Here is a 23,343-nt window from a genome sequence, read left to right as displayed (position 1 = left end):
GGAGACGTCCTTATAATCGGGGGGAGATTGTAGCGAAGAAACGTGGGCAATTGATCCTGTTAAATGACTTTTATTGGTGCGTCCGTCAGAGGCCGAGTGCGGGTAGCACCGCTGAACGCGTTGCCCGCGCAGGCATACGGGCGCTGGCAGGTAGTACCTGGTGCAACCAGTTGAGGCGAATTTCTTCGATCTCGACCCAATTGTCGCCGACCGGCGGTTGTTTGCACTGCTTGAAGGCCTGGCAGTGGCCCATCGAGTCCAGGCGTGCGTAGCAGCGATGAGGTTGCAGAAACGAGAATAACGACCATGACCTGTTCATGGGGAGCACCTGTTGAGTCAGTAGGTCAAACATTACCGGTGGGTCGTGACATGACGATGTATCGGCCATGACAAGGTGGTGACAGCAAGCGGCTGGTGACCGCAGGTACAGCACCGCTATACTGGCGTCCGGTTTTATCCAGTCCTGGAGAGATGAGCATGTTGCAACGCCTGTTGTTCGGTTTGATCACTGTGACCAGTTTGACTCTGGTCGGCTGCGCCCACAGCCCGCAACAACTCAGTCCGCAGCCTAAACTGACCAAGCAAATCGCGCCTGTCGGCCGTGGTCAGCCTGTGGTCGTGCGCGTGGTGGATGGTCGTCCTTCGCCAACCCTGGGCACTCGCGGTGGCATGTACCCGGAGACCAGCTCGATCAACGTCAGCAGCGCCGATGTGATCCCCAAGCTGCAAGCTCAAGCTGAAGCCGCTGTGCGTTTGCTGGGCTACACCCCGACAGCCAATGGCGGGAACGCACCGCAATTGACCGTTACCTTGTCTGAACTCAAGTATCAGTCGCCTAAAGACACCATGTACGTGACTGAAGCGACCATCGGTGCGGCCTTCCGCTCTGACGTGCGCAATGGGGGTCGTTCGTACAGTGGTCGCTACAGCGCCTCGCTGGATCAGCGTTTCGGCATGGCGCCGAATCAGGAAACCAACACCAAGCTGGTCAGCGACGTGTTGAGCGATGCCCTGACGCGCGTGTTTGAAGACCCGTCGGTCGGTCGTTTGCTCGGCGAGTAAACATCGACCCACAAAAAAGCCCGAACGGTTTGAGTTCGGGCTTTTTTGTGTCTGCCAGGTTCATGCGGCCTCGGCGTAGGGCTCAAGGCGGCTGATGCCGGTGAGCAGGTCCAGCTCGGGCAGGTCGGCATGGGTGTGACCGCTGAGCGCGCAATAGACCAGCCAGTGACGATCCTGGACGTTAAAGGAAAAGCTCTCGATCAATGCCTGTTGTTCATCACTCGGGGCGATCAGATAGAGGCGGTCCTGGTTTTCAGCGTGCAGCATGACAAGCTCCGTGTCAGTGTCGAGGGGCCATAGAGTGGCCTCTCTTCATGACGATACGGTGACAGGGCAATTTAGGCCGGTTGTCATGTTTTGCCAGAGGCTGGCGTGCCTGGCGACCCTTTAAAGATCAAAAGATCGCGAGGCAAGCTCGCTCCTACAGTGGCAGGCCGGCTTTGACGCGGTACTGGTTACGCACCGGCATTGCGTATTGCAGCACCAGATACGGGCGATGCTCGGCAGGGCAGGCGTCCAGGCGGCGTTGCCATTCTTGCTGGGCCTTGGCCAGTTCTTGCTCCGGGAAGACTTCGGCTGCGCTCGGCACCTGCAATAGCGGGTCTGCATCGGCCCACTGGGCATACGCCAGGTAGTGTGCCGGGAACAGGCGGTAGCCGGTGAGGATGTGGCGGTCCATTTCGGTGGCCAGCAGTTTGCTGTCCTCGAACGCTTCGCTGATCGGCGCCGCAAAGTTTACGTGCACACGGCCTTTGTAGCCGGTGATGCCGTTGGCAATGCTGGTGTCGTCTTCGCCGGGGGCTTTGCTGTAAGTACCCGTGGTCGCGCGGATGTACAGCTCGCGAGCCTTGGCCTGGTCGCACGGGTCGTATTCGTAGCTGATCGACACCGGGGTCAGGTTCAGTGACTGAATGACCTCGGCGAAAGGCTCGTTTTTACGGCTCATGTGAAACATCTTCAAGATCGCCGAGTCGGTGCGGTCATCACCGTCTTTGGCGCGGCCTTCCGCCTGGGCGATCCAGATGGATTGGCCGTCGTTGCGAATCGAGTGGTTGATGTACGCCGACAGCAGTTGGTACGCCGCCAGCTTTTCGCGGCGCCCGGTGATCGAGCGGTGCACGATAAAGCTTTTGTTCAGGCGCATCAGGTCGCTGACAAAAGGCTTTTGCAGCAGGTTGTCGCCAATCGCGATGCGCGGGGTTGGCAAGCCTGCGTGGTATACGGCGTAGTTGACGAAGGCCGGGTCCATCACGATGTCGCGGTGGTTGGCCAGAAACAGGTAGGCGGTGCCCGACTTCAATTGCTCGACGCCGGTATAGGTCACGCCGTCTGTGGCATGCTCGATGGTGCGGTCGACGTACACCTCGACCTTGTCTTGCAAGCTCGCGACCGATGTCACGTTCGCAAACTCTTTGCGCAGGCGATGCGCTATAAGGGGTTTTAACAGCCAGCCGAATGCACCCGCCAGGCGTGGAAAGCGAAAGTGGGTGAGGATATCTAGAAAAGCCTTGTCACTGAGCAGTCGCGCCAGAACAGCCGGGACTTCAGTGTCACTGTAAGGTCGGATGGTATCGAATTCGCCCATCATGTTCTCTTGTTGGAAGCGGCTAGGATTAATACACAGGGCAGGACAAAAATAGGGCCCTGCTAATAGACCGGCGATTATACGCACAAGTCACTCTGGAGACCGCGATGCTTGAAACTGAGAACTATGATTGCCCCTATTGCGGCGAGCCAGGCGAAGCTGTACTTGATCTGACGGGGGGCGATCAGCAGTACATCGAAGATTGCGCGGTGTGCTGTCGGCCGATTGTGTTTACGCTCCAGACCGACGGCCAGGAGTGGATGCTCGATGTACACAGAGAAAACGATTAGCAGGCAGGTGATATGCAGCGAATCTACGAGCCAGAAAATTTGATGGAAGCTGAACTTTTACTGGGCATGCTTGCCAGTGAAGGCATCGTTGCGTGCTTGCAGGGGCGTGATCTGGTGGGCGGTACGGGCGAGTTGCCAGCCTTGGGCTTGCTCGGGCTGGCGGTCGCCAATGAGCAAGCGTTACAGGCGCGCGAGTTGATCGATGCGTACAATGGCGCCTCGCCGCTGGCGGGTGATGAGCCTGAAAGCTTTGCGGGTGTACTGGACTGCTGAGCAGCCTTTTTTCACTGTATCTATATAGAAGAGTTGTGCAGCCCCATGTGTGGACGTTTTGCCTTGTTTCGTTGGAGCCCTGCCTTTGCAGCCTTGCCCGGGTTCCCGGCGGACCAGCAGGCCCAATGGAACATTTCACCCAACGACTCGGTGTTGATCCTGCGCGCAGGCCAGGAGCCCGGGCAGCGAGAGCTGGCGCGGGCGCGTTGGGGGCTGACGCCTTCGTGGATGACCGACCTGTCGCGTACGCCTGCCCATGCCCGTGCCGAAACCCTGGCGGAACAGCCGATGTTTCGCGAGGCTTTTCGCCAGCGGCGCTGCCTGATCCCGGCCAACGGCTTTTATGAATGGCGTGGCACTGCGCGCAAGCGGCCTTATTGGCTGACACCGGGTGTGGGGTCTTCGCTGTTTTTTGCCGGGATCTGGGAAGCGTATCCGGTCGAAGGGCATGTGTGGCTGAGCACGGCCGTGGTGACCCAGGCGGCGGCTACTCAGCGTCGTCCTTTAATCCTCGATGAAGCCGGGCAGCAAGCCTGGCTTGATCCCGAGACGCCGCTGCCGGCCTTGCAAGCACTGCTCGCCAGTCCGCAAGCCGCGTTGCGCGAGCGGCCCTTGGCCAATCTGGTCAACGATCCCAAACTCAATGCGCCCGAGTGCTTGACGCCGGGTTGAGATACGATGCGCGCCACCTTTATGGACCGTCTTTATGGAGAGCCTCGATGGGTAAGTTAGCGGTAATGTGCGCGCTGGGCGCAGGGGTGTTGCTCAGTGGCTGCCAGGCGGTGAATACCACCCAGGGCGGCGCGGTGGGGGTTGAGCGCAAGCAGTACATGTTCAGCATGCTGTCGAGCCAGCAAGTTGACCAAATGTACGCGCAGTCGTACCAGGAAACCGTCAGCACGGCCAACGCCAAAGGGGTGCTGGACAAAACCAGTGCCAACGCCAAACGCCTGCAGGCCATTGCCAATCGGCTGATTGCCCAGGCGCCGGTGTTTCGCCCGGATGCCGCGCAATGGAACTGGGAGGTCAATCTGATCAAGAGCGACGAACTCAACGCCAACTGCGGCCCTGGCGGCAAGATCATTTTCTACAGCGGGATCATCGAACAGCTCAACCTGAGTGACGACGAAATTGCGGCGGTCATGGGCCATGAAATTGCCCACGCCTTGCGCGAACACGGGCGTGAGTCCATGTCCAAGGCGTACGGCGTCGAGATCGCCAAACAGGGCGCGGGCGCCTTGCTCGGCTTGGGCCAGGACAGCATGCAATTGGCCGATACCGTGGTCAATTACAGCCTGACGTTGCCCAACAGTCGCAGCAATGAAAACGAAGCAGACCTGATTGGCCTGGAGCTCGCGGCGCGTGCGGGTTACAATCCGAACGCCGCGATTACCCTATGGCAGAAAATGGGCCAGGCTTCGCAAAACTCGCCGCCTGAATTCATGAGTACTCACCCGGCCTCCAGCAGCCGGATTGCCTCGCTGGAAGCGGCGATTCCCAAGGTGATGCCGCTTTATCAACAGGCCCCGAAAACCTGAGGCGTGCAGGCCTTGTGTGGGAGCGGGCTTGCTCGCGATACGGCGGGCGCGGTCTGAATCATTGATCGCGGTGATGCCATCGCGAGCAAGCCCGCTCCCACGGTAATCAGGGGCCGGCTACACCCAGCCGCTCGTCACCATTGCCTTGTACACAGCCACCAGAGCCAGCACGAAGAACGCGGTCGCTGCCAGTCGGCGGATCAGGGTCAGGGGCAGTTTGTCGGCGGCAAAGTTACCGGCCAGCACCACCGGCACGTTGGCAATCAGCATGCCCAGGGTGGTGCCGATAATCACTAGCCACAAATCCGGGTATTGCGCCGCCAGCATCACGGTCGCGACCTGGGTTTTGTCGCCGATTTCGGCAATGAAAAACGTGATCAGAGTCGTGACGAACGGGCCGTATTTGCGCGCGGTGCTGGCTTCGTCGTCGTCCATTTTGTCGGGCACCAGGGTCCACAGTGCCGTCGCGGTAAAGCTTGCGGCGAGGATCCAGTGCAACATCACATCGGTGAAGAACGTACTGAACCAGGCACCCACGGCACCGGCTGCAGCATGGTTGGCAAGGGTCGCGACGATGATGCCGGCGATGATGGGCCAGGGCTTGCGAAAGCGCGCGGCCAGAATGAGGGCGAGCAATTGCGTCTTGTCACCGATTTCGGCCAAGGCAACGATTGCAGTTGGAATGAGTAAGGAGTCGAGCATCATCAGGTAATTTTCCAGGGGCGGGTCGACACGGCTATGACACGTACAGCCTTCCCGCCCCGGGTAAGGTGTTCGTGTCATAGGTCTTGTCAAACCCTGGTCCGTCTGTGCGGACGCCTGGGTCGCATGCGCCATGGTCTGTTGACCAAGTATGTTGACGCATGCCGGACGAGCGTGTTGCTCGTGGGAGACTACTCCCCTAGGACGGAGCGGATTCTGCCTAGGCAAATCCGATACGGCAAGCCCTGATTTTCAAAAACTGTCAGCGACGCTTCGCACTGTAGATCCGAAAACCCTGCCCTTCAGCCTTGACGGCGCAGTGCCCGAATTGCTCTTCGATCAGCGGTTGATAGCGCAGGAAGCTATTGGCCACAAGTCGGAGTTCGCCACCTGTTTTCAGATGTTTGACCGATTTTTTCAGCAAGTTTTCGGTAGCGTGATAATCGGTGTGTACGCCGACATGGAACGGCGGGTTGCTCAAAATGGCATTCAAACCCATCGGCGCAGCGTCGATCCCGTCACCGGTAATAACCTCAGCTTCCAGACCATTGGCATCCAATGTCAGACGGCTGCTGGCCGTGGCGAAGGCGTCGACATCGAGCAGGGTGACGCTGTTATGCGGATAACGGCGCTTGACCGCGGCACCGAGCACACCCGCGCCGCAGCCAAAGTCCAGCAGATGACCGCCGGGCAGTTTGTCCAGGTGTTCAAGCAGCAAGGCGCTGCCGCGATCGAGGCGGCCGTGGCTGAAAACCCCCGGCAAGCTGACGACTTTCAACGGGCCTTCGGCCAGTTCCAGCTCGTAATGCTGTGCCAGTTGCTCAAGCACGGGGGCTGCCGGGGCGTTGTCGACGGTGACTTGCCAGAGTTGGCAATGCCGCGCGCTGTCGAGCTTGCGCGGCTTGCCGAAAGGGATGAGTTGCTTGGACGCGCCCTCAATGCCGCCTTTCTTTTCGCCGACCAAAAACACATCGGCGCCGGGCAGGCGGGCGGCCACGGCCTTGAGCACGTAATCGCTCAATTCCTTGGACTTGGGCAAGAACACCACAGCGGTGTCGAAGGCCCGCTCCGGGACTTCGACACCAAAGTGCACGCGCCCGGCAAAGCGCGCATCGAGTGCCGCCTGATCGCCCGCGTGCCAGCACCAGCCGTGGGCGTTGGGCAGCGCGTTGAGCAATTCGTCAGCCGGTAAACCGACTAACAGTACCGAACCCTGAAAGTAATCAGGCTGACGAAGCAGTACTTCACTGCGCGGATCCATACTGTGCTCCTCAAAAAAGGAGCGCAGTTTATCAACTGACGACGCGTAGCGCTGTACCGCTGAAGAAGGCTTCGGCGTTTTGCGTGAGTTGGTTGACGATTCTCTGCCGCGCCTCACGGCTGCCCCAGGCGCTGTGCGGGGTAATGATCAGGCGCGGAATATCATCGGCCAGCAGCGGGTTGCCGTCGCGTGGCGGTTCGACGCTCAACACGTCGGTGGCGGCTCCGCCCAAGTGGCCGCTGCGCAGGGCATCAGCCAGCGCCTGTTCATCAATCATGCCGCCACGCGCGGTGTTCACCACAAACGCGCCGGGCTTGAGCAGCGCCAGTTCGCGGGCACCGATAAAGTGGCGCGTGTGTTCGTTGAGCGGGCAGTGAAAGGTCAGGGCGTCGACCTGTGGCAGCAACTCGTCAACCGTCAGACGGTCGGCGCGGGCCGGGCGGCCGGGAATCTGCCCGATCAACACGTTCATGCCGAAAGCTTCGGCCAGTTTGGCCACCGCACTGCCCAGCTCGCCATGGCCAAACAGGCCAAGGGTTTTGCCTTCCAGCTCAACAATCGGGTAGTCCAGCAGGCAGAACTGCTTGGCCTGCTGCCATTTGCCGTCGGCCACGGCCTTGTTGTAATCGACCAGCCGTGTGGCCAGCGCCAGCAGCAGGCCGAGGGTGTGTTGCGCCACCGATGGCGTGCCGTAGCCCTGGCAGTTGGCAACGGTGATGCCGTGCTCGCGCGCAGCTTCAAGATCCACGTTATTGGTGCCGGTGGCAGCGACCAAAATCAGCTTGAGGTCCGGGCAGGCGGCGAGGGTGCTGGCGTTGAGCAGGATTTTATTGCTGATGACGACGCTGGCGCCCTGCAAGCGCTCGATGATGTTGTCTGGCGTGGTGTCTGAGTACAACTGCAGCTCGCTGAACGCATTGCGCAGGGGGCTGAGGTCAAGATCGCCGAGGTCAAGAGACGGGTGATCAAGGAAGACTGCGCGGTGAGTATTCGTCATCAACTGTACCTTTTGTGCTGTCGAGTGAAGGCGTAAGGTGTCGAGCCTAACAGAAGAAACAATTTGTAATGGAGCCGTGCATGTATTGGACAGAATTTTTGACTGTCGCCTTGATTCACTTGTTGGCTGTGGCCAGCCCGGGGCCGGATTTTGCTGTGGTCGTGCGTGAAAGCGTGACCCACGGTCGACGTGCGGGGATGTTTACCGCGCTGGGCGTGGGTTCGGCGATTTTCCTGCATGTGGGGTATTCGTTGCTGGGTATCGGGATCATTGTGTCGCAGTCGATTGTGCTGTTTAACGCGCTCAAGTGGTTGGCCGCAGCGTACTTGCTGTACATCGGCTTCAAGGCCCTGCGCGCCAAGCCTGCGGACCCTGCCGCTGTTGCTGCGGCATTGCCGGTGGGCGAGCGCACCGCGCGCGGCGCCTTTACTTCGGGCTTTGTGACTAACGGGCTGAACCCCAAGGCGACGTTGTTTTTTCTGTCGCTGTTCACCGTTGTGATCAACCCGCACACACCGCTGGCGATCCAGGCCGGTTACGGCGTGTACCTGGCGGTGGCGACGGGCGTGTGGTTCTGCATGGTGGCCATGTTGTTCAGCCATCAGCGCGTGCGCACCGGTTTTGCCCGCATGGGCCACTGGTTTGACCGCACCATGGGCGCGGTACTGGTCGCATTAGGCGTGAAACTGGCCTTCACCGAGATGCATTGATCCATAAAGAGCCGTAGTCGCTGCCGAAGGCTGCGAAGGGGGGCGAAGCCCCCCGTTGTCTCGCACCCATCGGGTTTTTCGCGAAGCCCGTGGTTTGGTTTACGCCCGATCTTGTCAAATTCTGGTTTTCCTTCATCCTTGCGGGCTTATTGCAGCGTGCGCACGGAGAAGTATCAATGCCCTCAGTCAGCCGGTTCTGGTGCCGAGCCAAACTGCCCTTGGCAGTCAGCCTCGCCTCGGTGCTCGCCGGGCCCGCTTGGGGCGTGAGCTTTAACATTGGCGAAGTCGAAGGCCAGTTGGACTCCGAACTGTCCATCGGCGCCAGTTGGTCCACCGCCAAGGCCGACAGCAAATTCATCGGCGCCAACAATGGCGGTAAAGGTCACTCTGAAATTTCTGACGATGGCCGTCTCAATTTCAAGCGCGGCGAAACCTTTTCGAAACTCTTCACCGGTATTCACGGCCTGGAGCTGAAGGTCGGCGACAGCGGCCTCTATGTGCGCGGCAAGTACTGGTACGACTTTGAGCTGCAAGACGATAGTCGCCCCTTCAAACCCATCAGTAACAGCGGTCGCCGGGCGTCGGCGCAGTCGGCCGGCACGCAACTGCTGGACGCCTACGTCTATCACAACTACGCGATTGGCGATCAGCCGGGGTCGGTGCGTGTAGGCAAACAAGTGGTCAGTTGGGGCGAAGGTGAATTTATAGGCGGTGGGATCAATGCGATTAACCCCACGGACGTTTCCGCCTATCGACGCCCCGGCACCGCTTTCAAAGATGGCCTGGTCCCGGTCAACCTGTTCTACCTTTCGCAAAACCTGACCGACAACCTGTCTGCCCAAGCCTTTTACCAGCTCGACTGGGAACAGTCCGAAGCCGATAACTGCGGGACCTTCTTCTCGCAATCCGACGTGATGGCCGATGGCTGCAGCGGCAATTACCGGGTGATGAGCAAGCGCTCTGCACTGAATGTCGCCGACCTTGCCGCGCTGACCTCGGCGGGAGTCGAGGTGAACGAGGAGGGCGTGCTGGTGCGTCGCGGGGCTGATCGTGATGCGCGCAACAGCGGGCAATTTGGCCTGGCCCTGCACTACGTGTTTGAGCCGCTGGACACCGATTTTGGTGCGTTCTTTATGAACTACCACAGCCGTGACCCGATCCTCAGTGGTCGTGCGGCGTCGCAATCGGTGTACAACACTGCCTCTGGTACGGGCGGCCTGGCGCCAATGATAGTGGCCGGCAACGCCAGCTACTACGTTGAATACCCCGAAGACATTCGCCTGTATGGATTGAGCTTCAACACCACGTTATCCACAGGCACGGTCTGGAAAGGCGAGCTGAGCTATCGCCCCAACGCGCCGGTACAACTCAACAGCAACGACCTGCTGTACGCCAACGTGACCCTGTTGCCCGGCCTTGCCGATGCTTCCCCCTTGAGCGTGATGCCGGGTGCTGATAACCAGGGATATCGGCGCAAAGAAATCACCCAGTTCCAGACCTCGTTGCGGCATATCTTCGACAACGCCATGGGCGCTGATCGGCTGACGCTGACCGGCGAGGTCGGAGTGATCCACGTTGGCGGGCTGGAAGGCAGCGCGCAGGCGCGTTACGGGCGTGACCCGGTGTTTGGTTCTGACGGCCATGACGGCTTCACCACGGCCAATGCCTGGGGCTATCGTGCCCGTGCGGTGTGGGACTACAACAAAGTTTTGCCCGGCCTGGACCTGAAACCCAACCTGGGCTGGTCCCATGACGTCAGCGGCTACTCGCCGGGCCCGGACAACACCTTCAACGAAGGCCGCAAGGCCATCAGCCTGGGCATTGATGCCGAATACGAAAACACCTACTTGAGCAGCCTGTCGTATACCAACTTCTTTGGCGGGCGTTACAACACCCTCAGCGACCGCGACTTTGTGGCGTTGAGCGTGGGGCTGAAGTTTTGAGCGCGCCTGCGGTTTAGCAAGTGCTTGATCAATTCGAACATGGCCTCTAGTATTGGCCCCAACACGGCCCCCGCCTCTTTGCGCTTAATTGAGCTTACGCGGGGGTTTTTTATTTTTCGGCCTGGATCTATTTGATCCACCACCCTTCCCACCCGGTCGGGGCCCCCATGTCCGCAATGGACAGCTTGCGATTTGAATGTTGCAGCGGAAATTGCTGTAAATGTTGCTGCACACGCAGGTGCCATTCAGTACGTGGACAAACCACTTTGATCATGTGTCTGGCAATGCTGAGCAGCAAGAAAGGCCTGGCGATAAGGTCAGCTTTACCTATGAAGTCATCGCACCAGTCAATGTCTCCTTTGTGGGTTGGGAGGCCGGGTTGATCCGTCATGTTGCGGTTCCACAAACGGCTATGGTGGGCGGACAGATTGCGCAGGTAGCTGAGAGAGCGAACCCAGCTTTTGAAGACCTTCCAATCGTTGACCCCATATTTGCTGGCAATCTGCTGCTGATCCGCGACTTTCATCATGGCCAGTAACTGTGAAATGGCGCCAAAGTCCCATATCTCTACGGCGACCCACAGAGGTAAATGTGGGCCGTGTTTTTCGCGGTAATGTTTGACGAAATCTTCCTTGGAGCGATCCAGCAACCCTTTGTATTTATCCTGCCAGATGTCGAAAGTGGTTTTGCCACTGCGTTTGTCTATCTTGCCGGCAAATGTGGGGTGTAATGCTGTCGCATCCAGGTGTGCGAAGGTATTGCGTTGACCTAACAGTTAAGCGATATCGACGCGAAGACCAATCTCAATGCGCTCCAGAGCGTCCATTACCAGAAGGCGCAGCTTTTTATCGAAGAGGTACAGCTCCACGGCATCTACAAACTGAGTCTTGGTTTCAAATTGATCGGTACGCACCGTGCTGAGTTGTTTAGTGACGGGGTCTTGCGCCACCTGAAACTGCCTGAAGGAATACCAGTAAGCGGTCAGGCGGTAATATCCGATACGCTCCAGGTAGTTAAGTGCGGCGACATCATCGGTCACAACCATGCCGCGATCTTTCAACTGCTGAAGTTGATCTGAGAAGGACTTCCAGGGTCTGTTGTAAGCCATTACGCGATTGCCTTTGTACAAGGGTGGTTTAAGCCGTTGGATTGGGGGCTTAGCAAAGAGCTGCTGGCTGATCTGGTTCGGCTACGATATGAAATGGCTGGTTAACAGTGGCCGTGTACTTCAAGCATTTTGAGCATCCGCATGAGAAATGCCCGATTTTGCAATTCTTATCACCTTTATTTTTAGATCAAGCTTTTACAGGAACACTGATGAATCCAGCAAAACCCACCCTCATCCGCGAAACCTTCCCCGTCGGGCCGTTGCAGTGCAACTGCACGATCATCGGTGATCCGCTCACTAAAAAAGCCATTGTGGTGGATCCGGGCGGTGACCATGAGTTGATTCTGGCGCGGCTGGAGAAGCTGGGTTTGCAGGTGGTGAGCATCATCCATACGCATGCGCATCTGGATCACTTTTTGGCGTCGGGTCAGCTCAAGGAGAAAACCGGGGCGACGCTGCATTTGCACAAGGAAGACCAGTTTTTGTGGGACAACCTGGAGATGCAATGCGGTTTGTTTGGCGTGCCGTATACGCCGGTGCCGCCCCCCGATCGCTGGTTGGCCGATGACGAAGAGCTGGCCTGTGGCTGCGGTGTTGCGCTGCACACGCCGGGGCATACGCCTGGGTCCATGAGTTTTTGGTTTTCTGAGTCTAAGCTGTTGATCGCAGGCGATACGCTGTTTCGTCGAGGCGTTGGGCGCACAGACTTATGGGGCGGCGATCAGGCCACTATCGTGCGTTCGATCAAGCAGCGGCTGTATACGCTGGATGAGGATGCCACCGTGGTCACCGGGCATGGTCCGGATACTCGCCTTGGCGACGAAATGCGGGAGAACCCGTTTGTTCGCGCTTAAACAAGATGTAATGGAATTTTTACCGTTGGTCGTGTTCCAACGTTCCACAGAGGTCTACTGCCAGCGGCCTTTGACCCAGAAAGATTAAGTAGGAGCTTCACCATGTTTATTTCGCGTCGTTTGATTGTTGCTGCAAGTGCGATTGCCTTGTTGGCCGGCTGCGCCTCTCCTAACCCTTATGACAACCAGGGCCAGGCCTCGTCGGGCATGAGCAACACCGCCAAGTACGGTGGTCTGGGTGCCTTGGCCGGTGCTGTTGCCGGTGCTGCCATTGACCACAACAACCGTGGCAAGGGCGCGCTGATTGGCGCTGCGGTCGCGGGCCTGGGGGCTGCGGGCTACGGCTATTACGCTGACAAGCAAGAAGCCGCACTGCGCGCCAGCATGGCCAACACCGGCGTTGAAGTGCAGCGCCAAGGCGACAACATTACCCTGGTGATGCCGGGCAACATTACGTTTGCCACCAGCTCTGCCAACATTGCGCCAAGCTTTTATCAGCCGCTTAACAGCCTCGCCAATTCGCTGAAGCAGTTGAACAACCAGCAGCAGATCCAGATCGTGGGTTACACCGACAGCACCGGTAACAATGCTTTCAACCAGCAGTTGTCGCAACAGCGTGCGCAAAGCGTTGCAACGTATTTGACGTCGCAGGGCGTGAGCGGTCAGTACCTGTCGGTGATCGGTAAAGGCCCGGCAGATCCGATTGCCAGCAACGCCACCCCGGACGGCCGTGCTCAGAACCGCCGTGTACAAATTACGCTGATGCCGATCCCGGGCATGAACTACCAGCAGCAGGGTCAGGTTCAACAGTACCCGTAACGTGGCAGGTGGAGTCACAACCCTTGGGAGTGACTCCAGCGCCCACTAAAAAAGCCCCGCGATCATTGCTGATCGCGGGGCTTTTTGTTGAGCGTCTGGCCGGGTGAATTACTTCTTCAGGCCGTAGTGCTCATCGAGCATGCCGGGGGCGTTCGGGCTTTTTGGCGCGTAGTCCTTTGGCGGCTCGGAACTGTGCGGCGGGGTGAGGCGCTCGCGGTGCGGTTGTGGGGCTTCAGAGTGCAGGGCAGCCAGCAGACGTTGGCGTGTTTGCTCGTCCAGGGCCAGGCTGTTGGCGCCCTCGGCGAGGTGATCTTGTACTTCCTGGTAGCTCTGGGTGAGTTTCTTCACCAGATTGGCAGTGGTGTTGAAGTGGGTAACGACTTCACCCTGATAGTTATCAAAACGTTCCTGGATATCGTCCAGCTGACGCTGCGTGCGATTAGGCGCGGCGTTCGGCAGCAGACGAGCGACCAGAAAACCAATGACGACACCGGCAACCAGAGCCAGGGTCGGCAACAACCAAATTAAGAGCGAGCTTTCCACGAGTCCTTCCTCTATAAACGGCTTTGCTTTACGTTAACGGCTCGGACCTGCGCTGTATACCGCGATGCACTCGCAAATATGCCAGACAGAATCTATCAGCTAGACGTGTCGACCCACTTTGAGGTCACGGAGTTCCTTCTTGCTTACCCGCGAAACCCCCGTAGTGATTGATGGCCCGGTTGGCCAATTGGAAGCTTTATACCTCGATTCTGCTGAGCCGCGCGGCCTCGCGCTGCTGTGCCATCCCAACCCGGTGCAGGGTGGGACGATGATGAATAAAGTGGTCTCGACCCTGCAGCGCACTGCGCGCGATGCGGGTCTTGTTACGTTGCGATTTAATTACCGTGGCACCGGGGCCAGTGGCGGGAGCCACGACATGGGCACTGGCGAAGTCGACGACGCGTTGGCGGCTGCCCGTTGGTTGCGTGCTCAATACCCGGATCTGCCGCTGACCCTGCTGGGGTTTTCATTCGGTGGTTTTGTCGCCGCCAGCCTGGGTGGACGACTGGAGGCGCAGGGCGAAAAGCTCGCACGCCTGTTTATGGTCGCGCCTGCGGTGATGCGTTTGCGTGATGAAGATGCGCTGCCACAGACGTGCCCCATCACGCTTATCCAGCCTGAAACCGACGAAGTGATTGATCCGCAACTGGTTTATGACTGGTCAAAAGACCTCTCGCGCCCCCATGAGCTGCTGAAAGTGGCAGAATGCGGACACTTTTTTCACGGCAAGCTGCCCGAACTCAAAGAGTTGGTAGCGCCACGCCTTTTGAATTGATACAGCCTGATAAGCGATTACCCATGACCACTCGTACTCGTATCCTCACCGGTATCACCACCACCGGCACGCCGCACCTGGGCAATTATGCCGGTGCCATCCGCCCGGCAATCCTTGCCAGTCGTGACAGCAACGCCGACTCGTTTTACTTTTTGGCCGACTATCACGCCCTGATCAAATGTGATGACCCGCAGCGCATTCAGCGTTCGCGTCAGGAAATCGCAGCCACCTGGCTGGCGGGCGGTCTGGATGTTGAGCGTGTGACGTTCTATCGCCAGTCTGATATCCCGGAAATCCCGCAACTGGCGTGGTTTCTGACCTGCGTGGCGGCCAAAGGCCTGCTCAACCGTGCGCATGCGTACAAGGCGTCGGTAGACAAGAACCTGGAAAACGGTGAAGACCCGGATGCGGGCATCACCATGGGCTTGTACAGCTACCCGGTTCTGATGGCCGCAGACATCTTGATGTTTAACGCGCACAAGGTACCGGTGGGTCGTGACCAGATCCAGCACGTTGAGATGGCCCGCGATATCGGTCAGCGCTTCAACCACTTGTTCGGCAATGGCAAAGAGTTCTTCGCCATGCCTGAAGCATTGATTGAAGAAAGCGTGGCGACCTTGCCAGGTCTTGACGGTCGCAAGATGTCGAAAAGCTACGACAACACCATTCCGTTGTTTACCAGCGCCAAAGATATGAAAAGCGCGATCTCGCGGATCGTGACCGACTCCCGTGCGCCGGGCGAAGCCAAAGATCCGGACAACTCGCACTTGTTCACCTTGTACCAGGCGTTCTCGACGCCTGAGCAGTCGGCTGAGTTCCGTAGCGAGCTGTTGCAGGGCTTGGGCTGGGGTGAGGCGAAAGACCGTCTGTTCAAGCTGCTGGACGCCGAATTGGGCGAAGCGCGTGAGCGTTATCACGACCTGATGTCGCGCCCCGCAGATATGGAAGACATTCTTAAGACCGGCGCGCAAAAAGCCCGTGCGATCGCAACGCCGTTTTTGGATGAGCTGCGCGAAGCCGTGGGCCTGCGTTCGTTTGAGAACGCTGCACAAACCACGGCGGCAAGCAAAAAGAAAGCCGCCAAAGGCCCGCGCTTTGTCAGCTTCCGCGATGAAGACGGCAGCTTCCGTTTCCGTCTGTTGAGCGCTGATGGCGAGCAATTGCTGCTGTCGCGCAGCTTCGCCGATGGCAAAACGGCGGGGCAGGTGACCAAGCAGTTGCAATCGGGTGAAGCGCTGGATGTACGCGCTGACGGTTTGAGTTTCAGCGTTTGGCTGGACGGTGCGAGTGTTGCCGACAGCCCGGCATTTGCCGATGACGCAGCACGTGATGCGGCAATCGAAGCGTTGCGCTTGGCCTTGGTGCCTGCGCAAGACTGACAAACTGCGACGTTTCGTCCCAGGTTTGATTGCCATTCCCCCGGGCCGTCGCTAAAGTGTCGGCCCGTTTTTGTTGCCCAGCTAGCGAATTATGACGCCTCTAGAACGATATCAAGCTGATCTGAAACGCCCGGACTTCTTCCACGATGCCGCGCAGGAAAACGCTGTGCGTCACCTGCAGCGTCTCTATGACGACTTGGTCGCGTCTTCGCAGAGCAAGCCTGGCCTGCTGGGCAAGCTGTTTGGCAAAAAAGAAATCACGCCGGTCAAAGGCCTGTATTTTTGGGGCGGTGTGGGCCGGGGCAAGACTTACCTGGTCGATACGTTCTTTGATGCCTTGCCGTTCAAGCAGAAGGTGCGTACGCACTTTCACCGCTTCATGAAGCGTGTGCACGAAGAAATGCGCACCCTCAATGGCGAGAAAAACCCGCTGACCATCATTGCCAAGCGCTTTGCCGATGAAGCGCGGGTGATCTGTTTTGACGAATTCTTTGTGTCGGACATTACCGACGCCATGATTCTCGGCACCCTGATGGAAGAGCTGTTCAAGAACGGCGTGACCCTGGTGGCGACCTCCAACATCGTCCCGGACGGTCTGTACAAGGACGGCCTGCAGCGTGCCCGCTTCTTGCCGGCCATTGCGCTGATCAAGCAGAACACCGATATCGTCAACGTCGACAGCGGTGTCGATTACCGCTTGCGCCATCTTGAGCAAGCCGAGCTGTATCACTTCCCGCTCAATGACGCCTCAGAAGCGTGCCTGCGCGAGAGCTTCAAAGCGTTGACGCACAACTCAACTCGGGCGGTCGAGAACGATGACCTGGTCATCGAGAACCGCACCATTCGTGCGTTACGTACCTGTGATGATGTGGCCTGGTTTGATTTCCGCGAGCTGTGCGATGGCCCGCGTAGCCAGAACGACTACATTGAACTGGGCAAGATCTTCAACGCCGTGATCCTCAGCGGTGTTGAGCAAATGGACGTTAAAACCGACGACATCGCGCGTCGTTTTATCAACATGGTCGACGAGTTCTACGACCGTGGCGTCAAGCTGATCATCTCGGCTGAAGTCGAGCTAAAAGACCTCTACACCGGTGGTCGTTTGAGCTTCGAGTTCCAGCGTACGCTGAGCCGCTTGCTCGAAATGCAATCCCACGAATACCTGACACGCGCCCACAAGCCTTAGTTGAGCGCTGTTTCGCGATCTTTTGGTCTTTTAAAAAATCAAAAGATCGCGAGCAAGCTCGCTCCTACAGATTGTCTGCCCAAATTACGCCGCTTGCTGAAACTGCTGCCGGTATTGGTTGGGCGACAGTTCGGTGTGCTGGCGAAACAGCCTCGCAAAGAAGCTGGCGTCGTCGTAGCCCACGTCGTAGCTGATGGTCTTGATGCTTTTGCGGGTGGCAGACAGCAAGCCCTTGGCGGTTTCGATGCGCAAGCGCTGCAGGTAATGCAGGGGTTTGTCCCCCGTTGCGATCTGGAAGCGGCGCATGAAGTTGCGGATGCTCATGCCGTGTTCACGGGCCACGTCTTCGAAACGAAACTTGTCGGCAAAGTGCTCTTCGAGCCAGTGCTGGATCTGCAAAATAATCACGTCTTGATGCAGCTTTTGCCCGCCGAAGCCAATGCGCCCCGGTGAGTAGTTGCGTTGCACTTCATACAGAATGTCGCGGGCCACGGCCTGGGCGATATTCGCGCCGCAGAAACGCTCAATCAAATAGATGTACAGGTCACAGGCCGAGGTAGGGCCGCCCGCGCAATACAGGTTGTCGGCGTCGGTGAGGTGCTTGTCCTGATTGAGGTGCACCTGTGGGAAGCGTTCGGCGAAGGTGTTGAAAAAACGCCAGTACGTCGTGGCTTCCTTACCGTCGAGCAAGCTGGCTTCTGCCAGCCAGAACACCCCGGTGGCTGCTGCGCACAACACGGCGCCGCGTGCATGTTGCTCGCGCAGCCATGGCATGACCTGCGGGTAGCGCTGGCACAGGGTGTCAAAGTCGCCCCAGAAGGCGGGGAGAATGATGATGTCAGCGTCATCCAGGCCGCCATCGACGGGCAGCAACACATTGCTGAAACTGCCTACGGGCAGGCTGTCGGGGCTGACGAGACGGGTTTCAAAGCTGGCATTGAAGCCTTGGCCCAATTGTTTACCGTGGCGCAGGCTGGCCAGGTGAAAGAAATCCTTGGCTTGCATCAGGGTAGAAGCGAACACCTGATCCGTGGCCAAAACGCTGACGCGCCGCAAGGGCGTGGAGAGTTGAGTAGACATGGTTTGATTATTCTTATAGGTGAAATTGGTCAACTTACGGCTGGATCGTCTTATGTTTTTTCCTGTGTGTCTAGGGGAGGGGGAGTTAAACCGCTGTGTAGGGGCGAGCTTGCCTCGCGATCTTTTAAAGATCAAAAGATCGCGAGACAAGCTCGCTCCTACAGGGGGATAGGGTCAAGGCGCCGGGTTTGGTTGCTCTTTGTGGATGGCTTCAATGCCCGCGAGCACTTCATCCGAGAGCTTCAGGTCGGCACTGGCGATGTTGCTTTTCAGTTGCTCCAGAGTGGTGGCGCCAATGATGTTGCTGGTCACGAACGGTTGTTGGGTGACATACGCCAAGGCCATTTGTGCCGGATCCAGCCCGTGTTCGCGGGCCAGTGCGACGTAACGCTCGCTGGCGGCAACCGACTGCGGGTTGGAATAGCGCGAAAAGCGGCTGTAAAGGCTCAGGCGGCCTTTTGCCGGGCGGGCGCCGCCGTTGTACTTGCCGGTCAGCATGCCAAACGCCAGCGGCGAGTAGGCGAGCAGCCCGCACTGTTCGCGGATGGCGATTTCCGCCAGACCCACTTCAAAGCTGCGGTTGAGCAGGTTGTAGGGGTTCTGGATCGACACCGCGCGTGGCCAGCCACGGCTCTCGGCCAATTGCAGAAACTTCATGGTCGCCCACGGGGTTTCGTTGGACAGGCCGATGTGGCGGATTTTGCCGGCTTTGACTTGTTCGTCGAGGGCTTCGAGGGTGTCCTCCAGCGGGGTGAAGTCTTCGTCGGCTTTGTGCGTGTAGCCCAGTTGGCCAAAGAAGTTGGTGCTGCGCTCGGGCCAGTGCAACTGGTACAGGTCGATCCAGTCGGTTTGCAGGCGCTTTAGGCTGGCGTCCAGCGCTTGCACGATGTGGGTGCGGTTGTGTTTCAGGTTGCCGTCACGGATGTAGTCGATGGTGTTGCCCGGCCCGGCAATTTTGCTGGCCAGTACCCAGTCGGCACGGTCGCCACGGGCCTTGAACCAGTTGCCGATGTAGCGCTCGGTGGTGGCGTAGGTCTCGGCTTTGGGCGGGACCGGGTACATCTCGGCGGTGTCGAGGAAGTTGATGCCGGCGTTTTTCGCGTATTCGATTTGCTCAAAGGCTTCATCTTGGGTGTTTTGCTCACCCCAGGTCATGGTGCCGAGGGCAATGGCACTCACGTTGAGGTTGCTGCGGCCTAGCTGGCGGTAGTCCATCGGTCACTCCTTCGGGGAAAGAATCATAAAAGCAGGTTGTAATTTTTTGCGCAATCTGGATAATCGTCGACCTCTTTCTGCAGTGGAAGTGATGCGCCGCCTGCCGAAGAATCTTGCCGTTGAACGGACGCGCTGACCCGAGCCCCCGATAGCGTCTGTACCCGGCTGCCTTTGACTTGTCAAAGTACGCACTATTCAGTAAGATCCGCCGTCTAATTTACAGGGCGGCCCCTGAGGCTATAAAGAATGAAAACTTTTACTGCTAAACCAGAAACAGTAAAGCGCGACTGGTTTGTCGTCGACGCTGCTGGTCAGACCCTGGGTCGTCTGGCCACCGAGATCGCGAGCCGTCTGCGTGGTAAGCACAAGCCTGAATTCACTCCGCACGTTGACACCGGTGACTACATCGTTGTTATCAATGCCGAGCAGATTCGTGTTACTGGTGCTAAGACCTCTGACAAGATGTACTACTCTCACTCCGGTTTCCCGGGCGGGATTAAGTCGATCAACTTCGAAAAGCTGATCGCCAAAGCTCCTGAGCGCGTGATCGAGACCGCGGTTAAAGGCATGCTGCCTAAAAACCCACTGGGTCGCGACATGTACCGTAAGCTGAAAGTCTATGCGGGCGCTGCTCACCCTCATACTGCTCAGCAGCCCCAAGAACTGAAGTTTTAACGGAATAGTTCATTATGTCGGCGACTCAAAACTACGGCACTGGCCGTCGTAAGACTGCAACCGCACGCGTTTTCCTGCGTCCGGGTACTGGCAACATCTCCATCAACAACCGCTCCCTGGAAAACTTCTTCGGCCGCGAAACTGCCCGCATGGTAGTTCGTCAGCCGCTGGAACTGACCGAGACTGTTGAGAAATTCGACATCTACGTTACCGTTCTCGGTGGCGGTGTAAGTGGTCAAGCTGGCGCAATCCGCCACGGTATCACTCGCGCTCTGATGGACTACGACGAGACTCTGCGTAGCGCTCTGCGTAAAGCAGGCTACGTAACTCGCGATGCTCGTGAAGTTGAACGTAAGAAAGTCGGTCTGCGTAAAGCGCGTAAGCGTCCGCAGTACTCGAAGCGTTAATTCGCAGCTTCGTTCAAAAAAGCCCAGCCTCCTCACGGAGCTGGGCTTTTTTTATGGGCGCCAAAAAGTTGCTGTGACAACGTGCCACATCCGCCAACTGCCTGCGCTGCAAGGGCTGCAGCCTGTCGCTCCCGGTAATTACCTTGTTTTAGTGGGGTCTTTTCATTACCATTCGGCAAAATTTTTATAAAGATTAGTTTGCTACTTACTAGATGCCTGATTTAACAGGCCGCAAAGCTGATGGGAGAGGACGGAATGAGCAAAGTCGACGTTAATGTCGGTCGGCGTCGCTTCCTCGTGGCAGCCACATCCGTGGTGGGTGCTGCAGGAGCGGTGGGGGCGGCGGTCCCGTTCGTGGGGTCGTGGTTCCCCAGTGCCAAGGCCAAGGCCGCTGGTGCGCCGGTAAAGGTCGATATCGCCAAGGTCGAGCCGGGCCAGCAAATGGTTGCAGAATGGCGTGGTCAGCCAGTGTTCATCGTCCGCCGAACAGAAGAAATCCTGGCCAATCTGAAGAAAATTGATGATCGGCTTGCGGATCCAGACTCCAAGCAGTCAGATCAGCCGACCTACGTAAACCCCGAATTACGCTCGATCAAGCCCGAAATCCTGCTGCTGATCGGTATCTGCACCCACTTGGGTTGCTCGCCTACTTTCCGTCCTGAAGTGGCCCCTGCCGACCTTGGCAAGGATTGGGTGGGAGGGTATTTCTGCCCATGTCACGGTTCGCACTATGACCTGGCGGGTCGCGTCTACAAGGCTCAGCCTGCCCCGCTAAATCTGCCTGTGCCGCCTTATTACTATGAGTCGGACAACATTATTGTCGTTGGCCTTGATGGGGAGACCGCGTAATGAGCAAATTCATGGATTGGATTGATGCTCGCTTCCCGGCCACCAAAATGTGGGAAGACCACCTCAGCAAGTACTACGCACCGAAGAACTTCAACTTCCTCTACTTCTTTGGCTCCCTTGCCTTGCTGGTGCTGGTCAACCAGATCGTCACGGGCGTGTGGCTGACCATGAGTTACACGCCGACGGCAGAGGACGCGTTTGCCTCGGTCGAATACATCATGCGTGACGTCGAATACGGCTCGATTCTGCGCCTGCTGCACTCCACCGGTGCGTCGGCGTTCTTTATCGTGGTGTATCTGCACATGTTCCGAGGCTTGCTCTACGGCTCTTATCAGAAGCCGCGCGAGCTGGTCTGGTTGTTCGGCATGATGATTTATCTGGCCCTGATGGCAGAAGCGTTCATGGGCTATTTACTGCCATGGGGGCAAATGTCCTACTGGGGCGCCCAGGTGATCATCTCGCTGTTTGGGGCGATCCCGGTGATCGGTAATGACCTGACGCAATGGATCCGCGGCGACTACCTGATCTCCGGCATTACCCTGAACCGCTTCTTCGCGCTGCACGTTGTCGCGCTGCCCATCGTGATTTTGGGGTTGGTGGTGCTGCACATTCTGGCGCTGCACGAAGTGGGCTCGAACAACCCTGACGGCATTGATATCAAGAAGTACAAGGACGAGAACGGCATCCCGCTGGACGGCATTCCATTCCATCCGTACTACACCGTGAAAGACATTGTCGGCGTTGTGGTGTTCTTGTTTATCTTCTGTTCGATTGTGTTCTTCTTCCCTGAAATGGGCGGCTACTTCCTCGAAAAGCCGAACTTTGAGCAAGCTAACGCCTTCAAGACACCGGAGCATATTGCCCCTGTCTGGTACTTCACGCCGTTCTACGCGATCTTGCGGGCTATCCCGGACAAGCTCATGGGCGTGATCGCCATGGGCGCTGCGATTGCGGTGCTTTTTGTGTTGCCCTGGCTGGACCGCAGCCCTGTTAAATCCATGCGCTACAAAGGCTGGATGAGCAAGATCTGGCTGTGGGTGTTCTGCATCTCGTTCGTGATTCTGGGTGTGTTGGGTGTGTTGTCGCCGACCCAGGAGCGCACGTTGTTGTCGCAGGTGTGTACGTTCCTGTACTTCGCCTACTTCATTTTGATGCCGTTCTACACCCGGCTTGAGAAGACCAAACCGGTTCCGGAAAGGGTGACTGGCTGATGAAAAAGTTATTTGCCGTATTAATGCTCGCGATGATGCCGGTGCTGTCCTTTGCGTCCGAACAGGGCGTGCAGCTGGACAAGGTCGACATCGATGTTTCTGACAAGGCCGCGTTGCAAGATGGCGCGCGTACCTTTGCCAACTATTGCATGGGCTGTCACAGCGCCAAGTTTCAGCGTTACGAGCGGGTGGCTGACGATCTGGGGATCCCCCACGATGTCATGCTCAAGAATCTGGTGTTCACCGGCGCCAAAATTGGTGACCACATGAACATCGGCATGCAGCCTGAAGACGCCAAGGCGTGGTTTGGCGCGGCGCCGCCCGACTTGACCCTGGTGGCCCGCGTGCGCGGTACAGACTGGCTCTACAGCTACCTGCGTTCGTTCTATGAAGACCCGTCGCGCCCTTGGGGTGTGAACAATACGGTCTTCCCGAATGTGGGCATGCCGAACGTGCTTGCGCCGCTGCAAGGGCGTCAAGTTATCGGTTGCAAGCAAGTACAGATCGTCGAAGACGGCAAGAAGCAGTATGATCCGCTCACCGGCACGCCTTTGACACATGAAGCGTGCGACCAGCTGACAGTGTTGCCCAAGACCGGCACGCTGACTGAAGAGCAGTTCGACGAGAAGATCAAGAACCTTGTGACCTTCCTGGCCTATTCGGCTAACCCGGTGAAGCTGGAGCATCAGCGCATCGGTACGTACGTACTGCTCTATCTGGCCTTCTTCTTCGTCTTCGCTTATTTGCTCAAGCGCGAATACTGGAAGGATGTGCACTGATACCGTTACATGCATTGCTGTTAATCGTGCGCGCCCAAGGGTGTCTCTAAAAAGGTAACAGTGCAGGACACGGCGAAAGCGGGGCCACCATGGCCCGCTTTC

At 57.8% G+C, this 23,343-nt stretch carries 26 protein-coding genes, 1 pseudogene and 1 riboswitch; of the genes and pseudogenes, 17 read left to right on the top strand and 10 right to left on the bottom strand.

What is annotated here, in order from left to right:
- Nucleotides 1-85: 85 nt before the first annotated feature.
- Nucleotides 86-319: a hypothetical protein gene (locus GHO41_RS01115; protein WP_153432678.1), complete on the bottom strand. Its 234-nt coding sequence runs from the start codon at nt 317-319 to the stop codon at nt 86-88.
- A gap of 158 nt (nt 320-477) precedes the next feature.
- Between GHO41_RS01115 and GHO41_RS01110 the strand changes: the two genes are divergently transcribed.
- Complete coding sequence (locus GHO41_RS01110) at nt 478-1,062, top strand: YajG family lipoprotein (protein ID WP_048367238.1); 585 nt, start codon at nt 478-480, stop codon at nt 1,060-1,062.
- A gap of 60 nt (nt 1,063-1,122) precedes the next feature.
- Here the strand turns inward: GHO41_RS01110 and GHO41_RS01105 are convergent, their stop codons facing one another.
- Complete coding sequence (locus GHO41_RS01105) at nt 1,123-1,329, bottom strand: hypothetical protein (RefSeq protein ID WP_048367237.1); 207 nt, start codon at nt 1,327-1,329, stop codon at nt 1,123-1,125.
- A 154-nt stretch (nt 1,330-1,483) separates the two neighbouring features.
- On the bottom strand, nt 1,484-2,647 hold the full coding sequence (locus tag GHO41_RS01100; RefSeq protein ID WP_082148616.1) for a 1-acyl-sn-glycerol-3-phosphate acyltransferase: 1,164 nt from the start codon (nt 2,645-2,647) through the stop codon (nt 1,484-1,486).
- A 107-nt stretch (nt 2,648-2,754) separates the two neighbouring features.
- On the opposite strand from GHO41_RS01100, the gene GHO41_RS01095 reads away from it, so the two are divergent.
- From GHO41_RS01095 to GHO41_RS01080, 4 genes are read left to right on the top strand one after another with little or no spacing between them, the layout of a single operon-like run.
- Nucleotides 2,755-2,937, top strand: coding sequence for a CPXCG motif-containing cysteine-rich protein (locus GHO41_RS01095; protein ID WP_153432676.1), 183 nt, complete (start codon nt 2,755-2,757; stop codon nt 2,935-2,937).
- Nucleotides 2,938-2,949: 12 nt separating this feature from the next.
- The gene (locus GHO41_RS01090) at nt 2,950-3,210 is read left to right on the top strand and encodes a putative signal transducing protein (RefSeq protein WP_048367234.1); all 261 of its coding nucleotides are present in this window, start codon (nt 2,950-2,952) and stop codon (nt 3,208-3,210) included.
- Between the two features lie 45 nt (nt 3,211-3,255).
- Complete coding sequence (locus tag GHO41_RS01085) at nt 3,256-3,882, top strand: SOS response-associated peptidase (protein ID WP_048367233.1); 627 nt, start codon at nt 3,256-3,258, stop codon at nt 3,880-3,882.
- Between the two features lie 47 nt (nt 3,883-3,929).
- A complete protein-coding gene (locus GHO41_RS01080; protein WP_123751345.1) occupies nt 3,930-4,748 on the top strand; it encodes a M48 family metallopeptidase in 819 nt (272 codons plus the stop codon).
- A 117-nt stretch (nt 4,749-4,865) separates the two neighbouring features.
- Here the strand turns inward: GHO41_RS01080 and GHO41_RS01075 are convergent, their stop codons facing one another.
- The 3 genes from GHO41_RS01075 to GHO41_RS01065 all read right to left on the bottom strand — a co-directional run bounded on the left by GHO41_RS01075 (nt 4,866) and on the right by GHO41_RS01065 (nt 7,708).
- Entirely contained in the window at nt 4,866-5,450 is a 585-nt protein-coding gene (locus tag GHO41_RS01075; RefSeq protein ID WP_048367790.1) for a TMEM165/GDT1 family protein, read from the bottom strand.
- Between the two features lie 92 nt (nt 5,451-5,542).
- A riboswitch (yybP-ykoY riboswitch) is annotated at nt 5,543-5,662 on the bottom strand.
- Nucleotides 5,663-5,712: 50 nt separating this feature from the next.
- The gene (locus tag GHO41_RS01070; protein WP_153432674.1) at nt 5,713-6,711 is read right to left on the bottom strand and encodes a class I SAM-dependent methyltransferase; all 999 of its coding nucleotides are present in this window, start codon (nt 6,709-6,711) and stop codon (nt 5,713-5,715) included.
- Nucleotides 6,712-6,742: 31 nt separating this feature from the next.
- Complete coding sequence (locus GHO41_RS01065) at nt 6,743-7,708, bottom strand: 2-hydroxyacid dehydrogenase (RefSeq protein ID WP_153432672.1); 966 nt, start codon at nt 7,706-7,708, stop codon at nt 6,743-6,745.
- An 80-nt stretch (nt 7,709-7,788) separates the two neighbouring features.
- Here GHO41_RS01065 and GHO41_RS01060 point away from each other — a divergent pair, with 80 nt between their 5' ends.
- A complete protein-coding gene (locus GHO41_RS01060; protein ID WP_048367227.1) occupies nt 7,789-8,418 on the top strand; it encodes a LysE family translocator in 630 nt (209 codons plus the stop codon).
- Between the two features lie 176 nt (nt 8,419-8,594).
- Nucleotides 8,595-10,361 carry a DUF1302 domain-containing protein gene (locus tag GHO41_RS01055; protein WP_153432670.1) on the top strand — a complete coding sequence of 589 codons (1,767 nt, stop codon included), beginning with the start codon at nt 8,595-8,597 and terminating at the stop codon, nt 10,359-10,361.
- Between the two features lie 127 nt (nt 10,362-10,488).
- Here the strand turns inward: GHO41_RS01055 and GHO41_RS01050 are convergent.
- A pseudogene (locus GHO41_RS01050) lies at nt 10,489-11,406 on the bottom strand (Abi family protein).
- A 272-nt stretch (nt 11,407-11,678) separates the two neighbouring features.
- Between GHO41_RS01050 and GHO41_RS01045 the strand changes: the two are divergent.
- The gene (locus tag GHO41_RS01045; RefSeq protein ID WP_153328568.1) at nt 11,679-12,323 is read left to right on the top strand and encodes an MBL fold metallo-hydrolase; all 645 of its coding nucleotides are present in this window, start codon (nt 11,679-11,681) and stop codon (nt 12,321-12,323) included.
- Nucleotides 12,324-12,425: 102 nt separating this feature from the next.
- The gene (locus tag GHO41_RS01040; protein WP_048367221.1) at nt 12,426-13,142 is read left to right on the top strand and encodes an OmpA family protein; all 717 of its coding nucleotides are present in this window, start codon (nt 12,426-12,428) and stop codon (nt 13,140-13,142) included.
- 108 nt (nt 13,143-13,250) lie between these two features.
- Here GHO41_RS01040 and GHO41_RS01035 read toward each other — a convergent pair whose 3' ends face one another.
- Nucleotides 13,251-13,685, bottom strand: coding sequence for a YhcB family protein (locus tag GHO41_RS01035; RefSeq protein ID WP_048367220.1), 435 nt, complete (start codon nt 13,683-13,685; stop codon nt 13,251-13,253).
- A gap of 139 nt (nt 13,686-13,824) precedes the next feature.
- Here GHO41_RS01035 and GHO41_RS01030 point away from each other — a divergent pair, with 139 nt between their 5' ends.
- From GHO41_RS01030 to zapE, 3 genes are all read left to right on the top strand, one after another.
- Nucleotides 13,825-14,460, top strand: coding sequence for an alpha/beta hydrolase (locus tag GHO41_RS01030; protein WP_153432668.1), 636 nt, complete (start codon nt 13,825-13,827; stop codon nt 14,458-14,460).
- Nucleotides 14,461-14,483: 23 nt separating this feature from the next.
- Nucleotides 14,484-15,839 (top strand): tryptophan--tRNA ligase, encoded by a 1,356-nt coding sequence (locus tag GHO41_RS01025; protein WP_048367217.1) that lies wholly within the window; start codon nt 14,484-14,486, stop codon nt 15,837-15,839.
- 91 nt (nt 15,840-15,930) lie between these two features.
- Nucleotides 15,931-17,025, top strand: coding sequence for a cell division protein ZapE (gene zapE, locus GHO41_RS01020; RefSeq protein WP_048389911.1), 1,095 nt, complete (start codon nt 15,931-15,933; stop codon nt 17,023-17,025).
- A gap of 84 nt (nt 17,026-17,109) precedes the next feature.
- Here zapE and GHO41_RS01015 read toward each other — a convergent pair whose 3' ends face one another.
- Together GHO41_RS01015 and GHO41_RS01010 are read right to left on the bottom strand one after the other, a co-directional pair.
- Nucleotides 17,110-18,006, bottom strand: a complete 897-nt coding sequence (locus tag GHO41_RS01015; protein ID WP_178109934.1) for a GlxA family transcriptional regulator — start codon at nt 18,004-18,006, stop codon at nt 17,110-17,112.
- 273 nt (nt 18,007-18,279) lie between these two features.
- A complete protein-coding gene (locus GHO41_RS01010; RefSeq protein ID WP_123751350.1) occupies nt 18,280-19,320 on the bottom strand; it encodes an NADP(H)-dependent aldo-keto reductase in 1,041 nt (346 codons plus the stop codon).
- A 246-nt stretch (nt 19,321-19,566) separates the two neighbouring features.
- Here GHO41_RS01010 and rplM point away from each other — a divergent pair, with 246 nt between their 5' ends.
- From rplM to GHO41_RS00985, 5 genes are all read left to right on the top strand, one after another.
- On the top strand, nt 19,567-19,995 hold the full coding sequence (gene rplM / locus GHO41_RS01005) for a 50S ribosomal protein L13 (protein WP_019408582.1): 429 nt from the start codon (nt 19,567-19,569) through the stop codon (nt 19,993-19,995).
- Between the two features lie 14 nt (nt 19,996-20,009).
- The gene (gene rpsI / locus GHO41_RS01000; RefSeq protein WP_048367211.1) at nt 20,010-20,402 is read left to right on the top strand and encodes a 30S ribosomal protein S9; all 393 of its coding nucleotides are present in this window, start codon (nt 20,010-20,012) and stop codon (nt 20,400-20,402) included.
- Between the two features lie 255 nt (nt 20,403-20,657).
- A complete protein-coding gene (gene petA / locus GHO41_RS00995; RefSeq protein ID WP_153432666.1) occupies nt 20,658-21,251 on the top strand; it encodes a ubiquinol-cytochrome c reductase iron-sulfur subunit in 594 nt (197 codons plus the stop codon).
- Nucleotides 21,251-22,462: a cytochrome bc complex cytochrome b subunit gene (locus tag GHO41_RS00990; RefSeq protein WP_153432664.1), complete on the top strand. Its 1,212-nt coding sequence runs from the start codon at nt 21,251-21,253 to the stop codon at nt 22,460-22,462. The genes petA and GHO41_RS00990 overlap by 1 nt, the downstream gene beginning before the upstream one ends.
- The gene (locus tag GHO41_RS00985; protein ID WP_048367205.1) at nt 22,462-23,241 is read left to right on the top strand and encodes a cytochrome c1; all 780 of its coding nucleotides are present in this window, start codon (nt 22,462-22,464) and stop codon (nt 23,239-23,241) included. Before GHO41_RS00990 ends, GHO41_RS00985 begins: the two co-directional genes overlap by 1 nt.
- Nucleotides 23,242-23,343 lie beyond the last annotated feature (102 nt).

It is taken from the genome of Pseudomonas sp. FSL R10-0399 (genome assembly GCF_009600165.1).
Classification (GTDB): domain Bacteria; phylum Pseudomonadota; class Gammaproteobacteria; order Pseudomonadales; family Pseudomonadaceae; genus Aquipseudomonas; species Aquipseudomonas helleri.
Note: the sequence above shows the minus strand (reverse complement) of the source record. Positions and strands in the feature narration are given on the sequence as shown.

What these genes read in the sequence shown, in the direction of transcription:
- GHO41_RS01115 (WP_153432678.1), bottom strand. Translation starts at nt 319, where the DNA reads ATGAACAGGTCATGGTCGTTATTCTCGTTTCTGCAACCTCATCGCTGC.
- GHO41_RS01110 (WP_048367238.1), top strand. Translation starts at nt 478, where the DNA reads ATGTTGCAACGCCTGTTGTTCGGTTTGATCACTGTGACCAGTTTGACT.
- GHO41_RS01105 (WP_048367237.1), bottom strand. Translation starts at nt 1,329, where the DNA reads ATGCTGCACGCTGAAAACCAGGACCGCCTCTATCTGATCGCCCCGAGT.
- GHO41_RS01100 (WP_082148616.1), bottom strand. Translation starts at nt 2,647, where the DNA reads ATGGGCGAATTCGATACCATCCGACCTTACAGTGACACTGAAGTCCCG.
- GHO41_RS01095 (WP_153432676.1), top strand. Translation starts at nt 2,755, where the DNA reads ATGCTTGAAACTGAGAACTATGATTGCCCCTATTGCGGCGAGCCAGGC.
- GHO41_RS01090 (WP_048367234.1), top strand. Translation starts at nt 2,950, where the DNA reads ATGCAGCGAATCTACGAGCCAGAAAATTTGATGGAAGCTGAACTTTTA.
- GHO41_RS01085 (WP_048367233.1), top strand. Translation starts at nt 3,256, where the DNA reads ATGTGTGGACGTTTTGCCTTGTTTCGTTGGAGCCCTGCCTTTGCAGCC.
- GHO41_RS01080 (WP_123751345.1), top strand. Translation starts at nt 3,930, where the DNA reads ATGGGTAAGTTAGCGGTAATGTGCGCGCTGGGCGCAGGGGTGTTGCTC.
- GHO41_RS01075 (WP_048367790.1), bottom strand. Translation starts at nt 5,450, where the DNA reads ATGCTCGACTCCTTACTCATTCCAACTGCAATCGTTGCCTTGGCCGAA.
- GHO41_RS01070 (WP_153432674.1), bottom strand. Translation starts at nt 6,711, where the DNA reads ATGGATCCGCGCAGTGAAGTACTGCTTCGTCAGCCTGATTACTTTCAG.
- GHO41_RS01065 (WP_153432672.1), bottom strand. Translation starts at nt 7,708, where the DNA reads ATGACGAATACTCACCGCGCAGTCTTCCTTGATCACCCGTCTCTTGAC.
- GHO41_RS01060 (WP_048367227.1), top strand. Translation starts at nt 7,789, where the DNA reads ATGTATTGGACAGAATTTTTGACTGTCGCCTTGATTCACTTGTTGGCT.
- GHO41_RS01055 (WP_153432670.1), top strand. Translation starts at nt 8,595, where the DNA reads ATGCCCTCAGTCAGCCGGTTCTGGTGCCGAGCCAAACTGCCCTTGGCA.
- GHO41_RS01045 (WP_153328568.1), top strand. Translation starts at nt 11,679, where the DNA reads ATGAATCCAGCAAAACCCACCCTCATCCGCGAAACCTTCCCCGTCGGG.
- GHO41_RS01040 (WP_048367221.1), top strand. Translation starts at nt 12,426, where the DNA reads ATGTTTATTTCGCGTCGTTTGATTGTTGCTGCAAGTGCGATTGCCTTG.
- GHO41_RS01025 (WP_048367217.1), top strand. Translation starts at nt 14,484, where the DNA reads ATGACCACTCGTACTCGTATCCTCACCGGTATCACCACCACCGGCACG.
- zapE (WP_048389911.1), top strand. Translation starts at nt 15,931, where the DNA reads ATGACGCCTCTAGAACGATATCAAGCTGATCTGAAACGCCCGGACTTC.
- GHO41_RS01010 (WP_123751350.1), bottom strand. Translation starts at nt 19,320, where the DNA reads ATGGACTACCGCCAGCTAGGCCGCAGCAACCTCAACGTGAGTGCCATT.
- rplM (WP_019408582.1), top strand. Translation starts at nt 19,567, where the DNA reads ATGAAAACTTTTACTGCTAAACCAGAAACAGTAAAGCGCGACTGGTTT.
- rpsI (WP_048367211.1), top strand. Translation starts at nt 20,010, where the DNA reads ATGTCGGCGACTCAAAACTACGGCACTGGCCGTCGTAAGACTGCAACC.
- petA (WP_153432666.1), top strand. Translation starts at nt 20,658, where the DNA reads ATGAGCAAAGTCGACGTTAATGTCGGTCGGCGTCGCTTCCTCGTGGCA.
- GHO41_RS00990 (WP_153432664.1), top strand. Translation starts at nt 21,251, where the DNA reads ATGAGCAAATTCATGGATTGGATTGATGCTCGCTTCCCGGCCACCAAA.
- GHO41_RS00985 (WP_048367205.1), top strand. Translation starts at nt 22,462, where the DNA reads ATGAAAAAGTTATTTGCCGTATTAATGCTCGCGATGATGCCGGTGCTG.